The sequence below is a fragment of the Pseudoalteromonas sp. TAB23 genome (assembly GCF_000498075.1).
Classification (GTDB): domain Bacteria; phylum Pseudomonadota; class Gammaproteobacteria; order Enterobacterales; family Alteromonadaceae; genus Pseudoalteromonas; species Pseudoalteromonas arctica.
Genome location: NZ_AUTP01000057.1, coordinates 1 through 12,646 on the forward strand (window position 1 = coordinate 1; position 12,646 = coordinate 12,646).

9 protein-coding genes and 1 pseudogene are annotated in these 12,646 nt (G+C 37.9%); 5 read left to right on the forward strand and 5 right to left on the reverse strand.

Translation table 11 applies throughout. The features are described 5' to 3' along the window. Nucleotides 1-223: 223 nt before the first annotated feature. The 3 genes and pseudogenes from L654_RS01000000125320 to L654_RS0101445 form a co-directional block, all read right to left on the reverse strand. Nucleotides 224-3,151, reverse strand: a pseudogene (locus L654_RS01000000125320) (TonB-dependent receptor). 390 nt (nucleotides 3,152-3,541) lie between these two features. Beyond that, nucleotides 3,542-4,255 (reverse strand): metallophosphoesterase, encoded by a 714-nt coding sequence (locus L654_RS0101440; RefSeq protein ID WP_024607031.1) that lies wholly within the window; start codon nucleotides 4,253-4,255, stop codon nucleotides 3,542-3,544. Nucleotides 4,256-4,469: 214 nt separating this feature from the next. Further along, on the reverse strand, nucleotides 4,470-4,718 hold the full coding sequence (locus L654_RS0101445; protein ID WP_010554958.1) for a YfhL family 4Fe-4S dicluster ferredoxin: 249 nt from the start codon (nucleotides 4,716-4,718) through the stop codon (nucleotides 4,470-4,472). Between the two features lie 217 nt (nucleotides 4,719-4,935). Between L654_RS0101445 and L654_RS0101450 the strand changes: the two genes are divergently transcribed. Then, the gene (locus L654_RS0101450) at nucleotides 4,936-5,829 is read left to right on the forward strand and encodes a LysR family transcriptional regulator (protein WP_024607032.1); all 894 of its coding nucleotides are present in this window, start codon (nucleotides 4,936-4,938) and stop codon (nucleotides 5,827-5,829) included. A gap of 44 nt (nucleotides 5,830-5,873) precedes the next feature. Here the strand turns inward: L654_RS0101450 and L654_RS01000000125325 are convergent, their stop codons facing one another. Next, nucleotides 5,874-6,563 carry an EamA family transporter gene (locus L654_RS01000000125325; protein ID WP_225305698.1) on the reverse strand — a complete coding sequence of 230 codons (690 nt, stop codon included), beginning with the start codon at nucleotides 6,561-6,563 and terminating at the stop codon, nucleotides 5,874-5,876. A gap of 809 nt (nucleotides 6,564-7,372) precedes the next feature. Between L654_RS01000000125325 and L654_RS0101460 the strand changes: the two genes are divergently transcribed. Beyond that, nucleotides 7,373-7,753 (forward strand): GreA/GreB family elongation factor, encoded by a 381-nt coding sequence (locus L654_RS0101460; protein WP_024592992.1) that lies wholly within the window; start codon nucleotides 7,373-7,375, stop codon nucleotides 7,751-7,753. Nucleotides 7,754-7,984: 231 nt separating this feature from the next. Here L654_RS0101460 and yegQ read toward each other — a convergent pair whose 3' ends face one another. Beyond that, complete coding sequence (gene yegQ, locus L654_RS0101470) at nucleotides 7,985-9,370, reverse strand: tRNA 5-hydroxyuridine modification protein YegQ (protein WP_024607033.1); 1,386 nt, start codon at nucleotides 9,368-9,370, stop codon at nucleotides 7,985-7,987. Between the two features lie 279 nt (nucleotides 9,371-9,649). On the opposite strand from yegQ, the gene ndk reads away from it, so the two are divergent. The 3 genes from ndk to pilW form a co-directional block, all read left to right on the forward strand. Beyond that, nucleotides 9,650-10,081 (forward strand): nucleoside-diphosphate kinase, encoded by a 432-nt coding sequence (gene ndk, locus L654_RS0101475; RefSeq protein ID WP_007377442.1) that lies wholly within the window; start codon nucleotides 9,650-9,652, stop codon nucleotides 10,079-10,081. 167 nt (nucleotides 10,082-10,248) lie between these two features. After that, the gene (locus tag L654_RS0101480; protein WP_007583420.1) at nucleotides 10,249-11,379 is read left to right on the forward strand and encodes a bifunctional tRNA (adenosine(37)-C2)-methyltransferase TrmG/ribosomal RNA large subunit methyltransferase RlmN; all 1,131 of its coding nucleotides are present in this window, start codon (nucleotides 10,249-10,251) and stop codon (nucleotides 11,377-11,379) included. 126 nt (nucleotides 11,380-11,505) lie between these two features. After that, on the forward strand, nucleotides 11,506-12,646 hold a 1,141-nt coding region (gene pilW / locus L654_RS0101485; RefSeq protein ID WP_024607034.1), incomplete at its 3' end, for a type IV pilus biogenesis/stability protein PilW.

Below are 12,646 nucleotides of genomic sequence, written 5' to 3' on the forward strand. Positions count from 1 at the left end.
TCGAGCGGGGGTCAATGTTTTATTTCAGCTTTTTGACAATTAAATGAATTTAGTATGAAAGCTATACAAATAAAGGGCTGCAGAGCTTTTTCTGCCTATTAAACAACCAACATATGAGCAGTTAAACTATCTGTATAGATAAAACTACAATATTAGGTGCTGTTAGGCTAAGCCAACTACATTTTTTAGTTGGCGTTTAATAAAGTATTACGTATGCCGTTAATTAAAAACTATAATTAAAGCCTGCGTAATAGCGTCGTCCTGAATAGCTTGAGTTAAGTAATCGTGCATCTGTATCATCACCTAAACGCGTTACCGATTCCGACTTAGTTAAATTAATAACAGCAGCTGTTAAGCTTAGCCCTTCATACAAATTAACCGATGCATTAACATCAACCTGTTCGTATGGATCTTGATATACATTTAACCCACTATTAATGCCTAATACTGTCTCCCCTCGTTTGTTATATGAAGCTCGCACATTAAAAGCGTCACCTTCATAATAAACAGAGGTGTTTTACTGATACTTTGCACTGCCTATTAATGCCGATTGACCAAACTCTTTACCATTTACGGTTACATCTGCTTTGTTAGTTTTGTTATAAGTGTAGTTTGCGTAAAAACCAAAACCATTATCAAACGCATGCTGAATAAATACTTCCGCGCCTTTAGATATTGCATCTGTACCATTACCTACAGTGCTATACGGAGCTATATTGATAATACCGGCATCTACTATATTATTTTTACCGGCAAAGTTTTGCTCTACATCAATTACCAGTGGCACAACAAAGTTATCTACTTTCTTATGAAAAAGTGCCAATCCAACCGCAGAACCCTTTGCATAATAATACTCAATAGATAAATCAGCTTGCACCGATTCAAATGGCTTCAAGTTTTTATTACCACCACTACCGCTAAAACCTGGCTGTTCATTAAATGCAGCTCTATCATTTGCCCATTCATCCGATACGAACGTAATACGCTGCTGCGCACCTAAATCGCTGTAATCAGGACGAGACATTACTTTTGCTATTGCCCCACGAATAACTAAATCGTCAGTTGCATCCCACGCTATATTAAAGCTTGGTAGTATTTGAGTGTCTTCGTTTTGCTGAGTGACTAATTGATAGTCTTCTACTGAGCGTGCATCACCCTTAACTGGCTCGCCTGTTTCATCATTTGTGTGATCTAATTGGTAGGTATATAAGTCAGTAGATGAAGTAAGTGTTTTTGTTTGCACAACACGCACGCCCAAATTACCTCTTACTTCACTAAACTCAAAATCGCCTTGAATATAAAAAGCAAATATTTTTTCTTCAATGTCGTAAACAAAGTTATCTTCAATACGTGTATAAGGTACATAGCTAGTAGTAACCATATCGCGATATTTATCCCAGTCGATACTTGGCATTTGGTTTATATCAAAACCCCCTACTATATTACTCTCACTTGTAAATACATTTTGAGCTAATGGCATTCCACCATTCCACTGGTAGCTATCAAAACGCGTAATACCTTGCTCGCTTGCTTCGCCTGCAGCTATATCAAAATTAGGATCTAAAAAGAAGGTATTGCCAGTTTCACGATGAAGCGTGGAGTTACGATATTTGACACCGGTTCTAATTGTTTTTAAAAAGCCCCAATCAACATAAAAATCCACATCAGCTTGGTAATAATCTTCTTCTAACTCACTGCGTACAAAACTTGAGTTTGAAGAGCCCGCATCACGACCGCCTCCAATTCCACTTTGCAAGTTAGCTAGTGTATTAGGGTCAATATTAAGTGATACATTATTTTGGTTGAGTGACCAGCCTGCCATTTGAGCAGCATTTTGAATAGCAGTGGCGTTTTCGCCCGCGTTTGAACTTTTATATGCAGCTTCCCAGCTTTCTTCCGGCCCCCCTTCTGATTTTGTATTACCCACGACAAAACGCGCTTTAAAATTATCGTCTTCATAAGTTAAATTAAAATCAAAGGTATCGGATGTGGATTCTTCACGTACATAAATGCCGCGCATCCACGGAAACTGCATATCACTTTCAATACCGCTTGCCATCGCATCGTATTGCATACCAGTAACAATAGTTCTCGACTCATCAAGATTTACATCAGTTAAAAAATCAGAATTTAAAGACCACTCAGGTATATCAATCACAGATTCTGTTCTGTCTTGGCCGAGTGTAAAGCCAAAGTAATTAAATCCTAGCTCTAAACGATTTGTTGGTCGCCATTGCGTACTAAATTGAATTCCTTCGCGCTCACGTTTTTCGTTAAGAACTGAACCTCGCACAACTTGTGGAAACCAAACACCATCGTAACTATTACCACCTGCATCATTAATAGTATCCCAACCATTATTGTTATCAACTGCGTTACCGTTTATATCTGTAGGTTGTCCACCGCCAGTGTAGCGCCATACATTTGCATCAGTTCCGCCCGAAAGTGTCCTGTTTGTTCGCTCCTGATACGTATAGCCAACTAATACAGCAAAGTCTTCGTCGTCGTTTTTCCATGAATATAAACCCGTAAACTGTGGTTCGTACTCTTTTGTAACATCAGCGTAAGTACTCTCTACATTAAATACACCCGAGTTTGCATCCATACTCAAAGGCTTTCGGCTATGCATTAATACAGTACCACCAACCCCTCCTTCATCTAAGCGTGCCTCTGGCGATTTATAAACCTCCACACTTTCAATCATCGAAGACGGTAACAAAGCATAATCAAACGAACGCGAAGGCTCTCCCGGAGAAGACGCAATAAAATTACCATTAAGCTGTGTAAAGGTAAGTTCTGACGATAAACCACGAATACTGACTGATGAACCTTCCCCGCCGTCACGCTCAATTACCACACCGGGTACGCGCTGAAGAGAGTCTGCTACGTTTTTATCAGGGAATTTTCCAATGTCTTCCGCGGTAATTGCATCAACCACAGAGCCAGACATACGTTTTACATCTAAGTTCTCGGCCATACTTGAACGGATGCCACGTACTTCTATTACTTCCATATCTTTTGTGTGCTGCGAGTTTTCGTTTTCTTGCGCTGCAAAAGCACACGCAGAACCCAAAGCAGAAAAAATTGATACATAAAGTGATGACTTACAAAACGTTGAAAAAGGGAAAGGGTATATACTTGCTAATATCATGTGAGAGGTTGTTCCATTTAAATCTGCTCATAAAACTAAAGCGAGAAGTTAGTCCTTTTACGCAAATTATTCACGTAGTGGCAAAATTGTTCCCAATTCTACACAGCCAAACTTAACCGTTTGTTAACCAACAATATAAAATCGAGTGGATCCTCTTTTAACTGTATTTATACCTATTAAATGAAAGTTAAAACCCAGCCCACACATCAAAGCCGCTCTCAATTAATAAACTAAGAGCGGCTTTGTTGTATTTAATAGCTTAATAAAATAATTACGGTGCATAAATCATAGAGTGTATAGAAAAAACAAAGGGGATAATTAGGTGTGGTAGTCAGCAGCTTACATTTTAAAAAGCAAAGCTGCCGAATGATATTTAAAAAGTAGAAAACCCTAAAGAACAGATGACTTTTCAAGTGTAGCAATAACCTCTGAAAGCTCGAGTAATGTCGGCTTTCCACCATAATAATTGGTATCTATATGATAACTATTACCCACCCAAAAAGGTGCTTTAGTTGAGTTATGTCCATGTATTGAAAAGTCGACTCCATGACTTTTAACTACCTTATTTTGTTTAACTACTTCGCGATCCCACAATAAAGATTGCACAATCACCGATTTATCATCAGGGTAATTTTCCCAATCCCACGATTGTGCAAATGTATGAGACAACCCAACTTTATAACCGCGATATTCAAGTACAATTGAAAGAGGTTTAGTTAGTAACTCATCGCACATAACATTGAGCTTTTCACTCGATACCGACTTGTGCCAATTGCCACCATTGTCAGTCCATAATTTAAAAGCCGCTTTATCATTACTTAATAATGATTCCAACATTAAATGCTCATGATTACCTAATATCATACATGCCCTAATGGCTTGTAAGTGTGTAAATAAGTCATATGTTTTATCCCCGCGATCAACAAAGTCGCCTAGGCAAAACAAAGTATCTCTTTCAGGGTTAAAATTTACGTTATTAAGTGCGTTTTTTAAGGCAGGTAAATCACCATCAAGATCGCCAATTACAAATACTCGGCACTCATCATTAATAAATATTGCTTGTTTTGAAGATACAGCCTGAATAGCGTTAATACCTATATGCAAAATAGACTCCTATAGAATGCAATCTAAAACTTAGATTAATACTTGAGTTTATAAAGCCTTAAGGTAACACAATATAATTGATAATTAATGAAGGTAATAAAATTTGATTGAAACTAAAAATGCATGACAGCGGACTTTAGCTACAAGCTAAATAAGTAATGTAGATAGTTTTTAGCCAATAGTAAAAAGCGGCTTAGCAAAATACCTGAACAAGTTATAAGTTAGTTAACAGCACAAACTTATCAGCCAGCTCATCTAAACTTTCACGCTTATTAGGATCGGGCTTTATACAGTCAATAGGGCAAACACTTACACAAGTAGGTTTATCATAATGCCCTACACACTCAGTACATTTATTAGCATCTATTTGGTATATCTTCGCGCCCATATAAATAGCCTCATTAGGGCACTCTGGGTCACACATATCGCAGTTAATGCATTTACTATTTATGAGTAGAGCCACTTTTTAGCCTTTCTAATTAAAGTCCTATAAAACAAAAAATGAAAAAATAGAGCATTTACTGCTTTATTTTAAATTATATGATTAACAGCGTTAGATTATGCATTTTATTGACTTTTTCTTTGTTGATCTTTATCAATAAAAACTTCTGGCTTCTCTAATGAAATTTTAAAGCGTCGCTGTTAATATTGTCTACATCCTAAACAATAAAGTAGTTCTGATGGCAGCTAATTATTCTCTCGATGATTTACGTTACTTTTGCACCATAGTAAAACTTGGTAGCTTTAAAAAAGCATCAATAAGCCTTGATATGTCACTATCAACTTTAAGCCGTAGAATACGTTTATTAGAGCAAGCTCTGCAATTAACGTTACTAAATCGAGATGCCCATCGAGTTACACTTACGCATACTGGCGAATTATATTACGATCGCTATCGTAAACTGTTTGATGAAGTAGAGTGTATAGAGCAAGCACTTTGTGATGAGAAAGACCAACCTAAAGGGAAAATTAGGATCTGTGCACCCATTTACATGGGTAAACATTTTTTAAGTGCTATTTTTTGTGATTTTTTACTGCAGTATCCCGATATTCAACTAGATTTACGCTTTTCAAATAACCTTATTGATATTGAAAAAGAAGGGATTGATATAGCGTTTAGAGTAAGAAATCCTGCCATTGATAATTGGGTTATTAGGGAGCTTAAGCTTACTCACAATATATTATGTACTCACTTAAATCATGATTATCAATCCATCACTCATCCTAAGCAATTAGAAGAGCAACCAAAAATTACGTGCGTTGGGTTGGTACCGTGGCAATTAAAAAATCAGCACACGAACGAGGAATATAGCTTCAACCCAAACACACATGTTCGATTGGAAGTTGATCAAATTCAAATGATGAAACAAGCCGTTGAGTCTGGCGTAGGTATTAGCTACATTCCTGATTATATAGCATTACCACTTATTGAAGCCGGAAAGCTTAAACACATTCTTCCTGACTGGCAAAGTAAAGGGCAGCCATTTTCTATGCTTTATCGCGACAGAAAACAAATCCCTTATCGAGTGCGATTACTTATAGAGCATGCACTGCAACACTTTACTAAAATGTAGCAGTGTAGGCTTTTCACAGCAAAGTAATTAAGCTAATTCATCTTTTAAAAACTAAGCCTTAGTACGATTACACCTAAAAATGCCGTTGTTAATCCTATAACTTCTTGCCGTGTAAAAGACTCTTTTAGAATGATGCGTGAGTACAACAAAATAATTAAAATATTCATACCTGAAATCGCTGAAACTAGCCCTGTATTACCAATAGCAAAAGCCGATATTATTGCAACCATGCCAGCCACATTAGTTAAACCAATAAGTAACCCGCACGAAAATGTTTTACCGGCAGACCAATACGCTTGAGAAGAGCCTTGCTCTGCTAGCATTTTTTTACGCTTTACTAACCAACTAACGGCAAAAAGAAAGCTACTAAAACCAAACATAGACGTTAAAGTTGCAAACGTATCCGCCTCAAGAAGCGTTGATTGCTTACCCATTAAATCATTAAATGCAAAGGACAGTGCCGCGAGTAATCCCCATTGCGCGCCTTGTAAATTACTTAATGAGATATCGCTAGAGTAGCGAATAATATAAAGGCCGCCAAAAATAATAAAAAAGCCGATTAATTGAATAACAGTTAAGGTTTCTTGCCATAATAAAAAGGCAAATAAAAGTACAAATAAAGGCGTTAACCCCGACAGGATGCTAATTAAAGACGCTTTCCCAACCGAAAACCCTTTGTGCAAAAACCCATTAGCCGCAAAAGATCCAAAACCTAAAGCGAGCCCAACCGTAATATCAGCCCAGCCGTACCATGTGTGCTAAAACACCACAGTACCTAGCGCACTAATTATAAATCCCACAAAAAAAACACCGAATAATAATAGATTACGATTAATCTTTTTTTGTGACGTCCATTGGTACATTATTCCTCGCGCACCAAAAAAAACAGTGGCGAGTAATGCAAAAATTATCCACATATAAGTGAGACCCTTTATAATTTACTTTGATAAACCCGAATAAAAAGTGGTTATTTAACATTGTTGAATGGAATAACTATTACATAAAGGTTCAACAGTAAAGCACCTAGCCACTACAAGAGCGTTACCCGATACCTAGCTTCTACTCTATAAAATAAGCAGCTTAGGCTTCACATAATAAAATACTAGCCACACAATTACACTTTAATAAACAACAACACCAGTATATTTAATCTATAAATATTATAAACAGGCATAAGTGGCACTATAGATCCCATAAATAGCACTTAACTATTTAGTCGCTTAGCTTCAATCACATAGTGAGCAACTAACACACAGAAATAACAACAATTTAGTGAAAAAAACGAATTTATAAAAACATAAAAAAACAGTTTTAAACTGTCATTTTATCGCCAATATATTTTTAACCTAAAACTCAATTGACTTTATTTTTAAACTCAATATGATTGATTTAAACAAAAAGGATAATATGTTTACTTTAATCACATACCTGCTAAAAACAAATACCACCTTCGGAATTTAAGCCGAGTGTAACCCTTACACTCGGCAGTTACACTGTACCTTTATATATTTAAATTCGATTTAGTTTTTGTGGGGATTAGTCCGTGCTTTCTTTTCTGTTCGAGCGTAAAAAACCTTTCCTGTCTAAAAATGACTTCACAGACGCAGCGGTACTATTACAACCGCTGAAGCTTGCGTATTTACTACAAGAAGTCGAGTATTCACAGCGGCCTTGGTCAAAATTCAATCCGCATGTACAAATTAATAGCACGGTGGTTATTAAAAATATAACCACCGGTTTTAAGCGCCGTATAACTTTAGTGACTCCAAACCAACGAAGGCACTTTATTAGTGACGTATCATTTCACTCTCCTCTTGGGGTCGCTCTTTTAGGGCATAAAATAAATCATATTATTGAATATAAAGAAGCTGGGGAATCCCACCTTTGGGAAATAATAGCCATTAATATTAAGGAGGAAATATAGAGTAAATTATTTCAATTTTTATTTATTAATTTTATATATTTAATTGGAGTTATTTGTAATGAGTAAAGAAAAACCTAAAAAACATGCAAGCAAAACATTAAAACAAAAACGTAAAGAGCGAAGAGATAAGCTAAAGCAACTTGAAAAATAATTAATATTATTTTAAATAAAGTCGCAAACTCGGGGTTTTTATAACCCCGAGTTTTTTGAAAAAACTATATTCAGCTGTAGCTAAACAGCTTGTTTAAATGGATTACGAGTATCTTGGTGTTCCTCAAGATTACGCATTAAAATAGCATGCGCTAAGTTAATGCCTTCATTTAGCGGTATTTTTACAATGTGACCAGAGCCTTTAGCATCGCTAATAGTTTCCCCCTTTTTGTTTTCCATATATTCAAGCTTAAAAGTAATGTTACCTTGTGGTGTCATAAGCTCTAAGGAGTGACCTGTACAAAATTTATTTTTAACGTCTATTTCAACTAATCCATTTTCGCAGCGCTCAAGTACTTCTCCCACAAATTGCTGCTTAGTTGATACCGAATGACCGTATTCATAATTTTGATAATCTTGATGGGCATGGCGTTTTAAAAAGCCTTCGGTATAACCACGATGTGCTAGATTTTCGAGTGTTTTAAATAAGTTAGTATCAAATGGTTTACCCGAAGCTGCGTCGTCTATTGCTTTGCGATAAACTTGTGCTGTGCGCGCTACATAATAAAATGACTTAGTACGCCCTTCTATTTTTAAACTATGTACACCCATTTTTGTTAACTGCTCTACGTATTGCACAGCGCGTAAATCTTTTGAGTTCATAATATAGGTGCCGTGCTCATCCTCGAATGCAGGCATGTACTCACCAGGGCGGCCTTGTTCCTCTAGCATAAATACATCGTTACTTGGCGCGCCTTCACCCAGTGTAGGAATCACCTGTTTGGGGTCAATTTTATGCACCATTTCGCCGGTTTCGTTCTCAACACCAGGTTTTACATCGTAATCCCAACGACATGCATTAGTACACGTGCCTTGATTTGGATCGCGCTTATTTATGTAACCAGAGAGCAAACAACGCCCCGAATACGCCATACACAGTGCGCCATGTACAAATACTTCAAGTTCGGTGTCTGGGCAGAGTGTGCGTATTTCGGTTATTTCTTCGAGCGACAGCTCCCGCGATAAAATAACGCGTTCAATTCCCTGCTTTGCCCAAAATTGTACACTCGCGTAATTTACCGCATTCGCCTGTACTGATAAGTGAATAGGCATGGCTGGCCATTTTTCACGAACAAGCATAATCAAACCAGGGTCTGACATAATCAGCGCATCGGGTTTCATCACAATAACCGGTTCTATATCACGTAAATACGATTTAACTTTGGCATTATGCGGCGCAATATTAGACACCACATAAAACTTTTTATTTTGCGCATGGGCTTCACTAATGCCGACTTGCAGAGTGTCTAGGTCAAACTCATTATTACGCACACGCAAACTATAACGAGGCTGCCCCGCATAAACCGCATCAGCTCCATAAGCGAAAGCGTAGCGCATGTTTTTTAAACTGCCTGCAGGGCATAATAATTCAGGAATAAAAGGCATTGAAGAAATAACGGGTGACATGTGCGCTCCATACATCAAACTGGGTTCAAGCCAGTTGCATAAGTAGTTAACCTAAACTCTGAAAAATAAATCTATCCCAAGCAGAATTCAGATTAGTCATTAACAAATAAGTAAACAGAAGCGCGGCAGTATAAATGCGGTCAATAATTTGTATTTGATCGAGATCACAAAACGGCAACCAAACTGGTTTTTAATAAAATTAGGATTTTTCACTTAAAACGCGTATAATTCGCGCCCGTTAATATTCACACTTTTACTTAAAATTATTGGAGCATAAAGATGGCTTTAGAACGTACTTTTTCAATCGTAAAACCTGATGCAGTTGCTAAAAACCACATTGGCGCTATCTACAACCGTTTCGAATCTGCTGGCCTTAAAATCGTTGCAGCTAAAATGGTTCACCTTTCACAAGAGAAAGCTGAAGGTTTCTACGCTGAACATAGCGAACGTCCTTTCTTCGGTGCTTTAGTATCTTTCATGACATCTGGTCCAGTAATGGTTACAGTTCTTGAAGGCGAAAACGCTGTTCTTAAAAACCGTGAAATCATGGGTGCTACTAACCCTGCTGAAGCACTAGCTGGTACTTTACGTGCAGACTACGCTGATAGCATCGACGAAAATGCTGTTCACGGTTCTGACGCTGTTGAATCTGCTGCTCGCGAAATCGCGTACTTCTTCGCTGACGAAGAGCTTTGTTCACGTACTCGTTAATTCGAATTCGTTAACATATTGAAAAGGGCTTTCGGGCCCTTTTTTAGTCATTACGTAAAGTATTAATCAGAAACTCATGATGTTTTACTTAATGATTAAAGTGAGTGAATTGTGTACAATTCGTCCTCGTAAATTTTATCTCCACCGTCACCGATTGAGGTTGTTTCATGACCGAGCAAAAAAAGATTAACTTATTAGATTTAAACCGAGAAGCAATGCGCGAGCTATTTGCATCGTTCGGTGAAAAGCCGTTTCGTAGTGACCAGGTGATGAAATGGATTTATCATTTTGGCGTAGATAACTTCGACGATATGAGCAACGTAAACAAAAAGCTTAAAGAAAAACTTAAAGCTGAGTGCGAAATTGTAGCGCCAGAAATCACTGTGCGCCAACAAGCAAGCGACGGTACTATTAAGTACGCACTTATTCTGGAAGGCGGCCAAGAAGTAGAAGCCGTTTGGATCCCTGAAAAAGAGCGCGCTACGTTATGTGTATCATCACAAGTGGGTTGTGCTCTTGAATGTACTTTTTGTTCTACTGCTCAACAAGGCTTTAACCGTAACTTAAAAGTATCTGAAATTATTGGTCAAGTTTGGCGTGTAGCTAAAGATATAGGCCTTGATGGCCATAGCGAAAAGCGCCCTGTAACTAACGTTGTAATGATGGGTATGGGCGAGCCTTTACTTAATCTTAAAAACGTAGTGCCAGCAATGGAACTAATGATGGACGATTGGGGCTTTGGTTTATCTAAGCGCCGCGTAACATTAAGTACTTCAGGCGTTGTACCTGCACTTGATTTACTAAAAGAGAAAATTGACGTAGCACTGGCTATTTCACTTCACGCACCCGATAACGCACTGCGTGACATTTTAGTGCCAGTTAATAAAAAGTACCCTATTGAAGAATTTTTAGCCTCGTGTCGTCGTTATATCGATGGCTCAAAAGCAAATAAAGATGTAACGGTTGAATACGTGATGCTTAACGGTATTAACGACAGCACCGATCAGGCGCATGCATTAGTGCAAACGTTAAAAGGCACACCTTGTAAGGTCAACCTTATTCCGTTTAACCCGTTCCCGGGTAATGAATACACGCGCTCAAGCAATAGCCGTATTGACCGTTTTTCAAAAGTATTACAAGCAGCAGGCGTTACCTGTATTGTGCGTCGTACTCGCGGTGACGATATTGACGCTGCTTGCGGACAGTTAGTAGGTGATGTAGTTGACCGTACTAAACGTTTAGCTAAAAAGAAAATGCGTGACGATAACGCAATTAGCGTTAATATCCACCAAGCATAATCTGTAACCACCCTATGTGAATTAGTCATGTAGGGTGGTTAAGTTGTTTATTTTTAAATAAATGATGCAACAACAAAGGTTTTAGGTAAGATAGGCGCCATGGACTAAAAATAAAGAGATAAGGTAATGCGATCTATACTTGCTATAACACTATCAACACTTGCCTTAAGTGGCTGTGTTAGCGAAAGTAGTTATAACGGCAGTAATAAGCCCGTCGTCGAAAATAAAATTAATAATACTGGCGCAGCACGAACACGAATTGCTTTAGCCTTACAGTATTTAAAAACGGGTAATAACTCTCAAGCCAAATACAATTTAGAACGTGCAGCTGCATTTGCTCCTGACCTGCCTGAAGTACATTACTCTCTTGCTTATTACTATCAACAAGTAGGCGAAAACCCGCTAGCTGATAAAGCCTACCAAAAAGCACTCGAAATAAAGCCTGACGACCCTAATACGCTTAATAACTACGGCGTGTTTTTATGTGGCATTGATGAATACGATCGTGCAACTGATCAATTTTTAAAAGCCATTGAAGTACCAAGTTATATTCGCGTTGCCGAAAGTTACGAAAATTTAGCCTTGTGTGCTATTGAATTTGATGATTTCGAAAATGCAGAAAGTTATTTTCAACAGGCACTTAATCACAGCTCTCAGCGTACATCTACGTTAATTAGTTTAGCAGCGCTGTATTACGCAAAAAGTGACTTATACAAAGCCAGTGAACTTTTAAAACGCTACGAAAGCACAGGTCGAGTATCTTCTCGCGCATTAATGCTTAGCTACCTTGTAAAAAACAGAATGGGCAGAATAGAAGAGGCTGAAAAAATTTCCAGCACTATTTTACAAACTTACTCTAGCAGTAACGAAGCCTATGCATTAAAAGAGAAAAGAACACGTTTTAATGAGTTTGAAATACTGCGAGAAAAATACCGCAAAGCGCAGTTAAAAGAACTAAAAAACGACGAAAGCGGCGCGCACGTTAGTTCAAAACCAAAAATAAAAGTAATCAGAAAGAAACGTTCACCACAAGACGGTTTAACAAGCTTGGTAACAAACGACGAGCAAAAAACAGATAAAAAGATCGCAATAGCAAATAACCAAGATGTAAATCCAGTTATAGTAAGAGAAAAGCAAGCTAAGGCGGTACAAAACACGGTCAGTAAGCAAGCCGACGAAGCAACCGTAATAGCAAAACAAGTAACAACCCAAAAAGAAGAAGCTCCTAAAGTCGTCGCACCAAGCAACCCTACCGATACATCGGCTG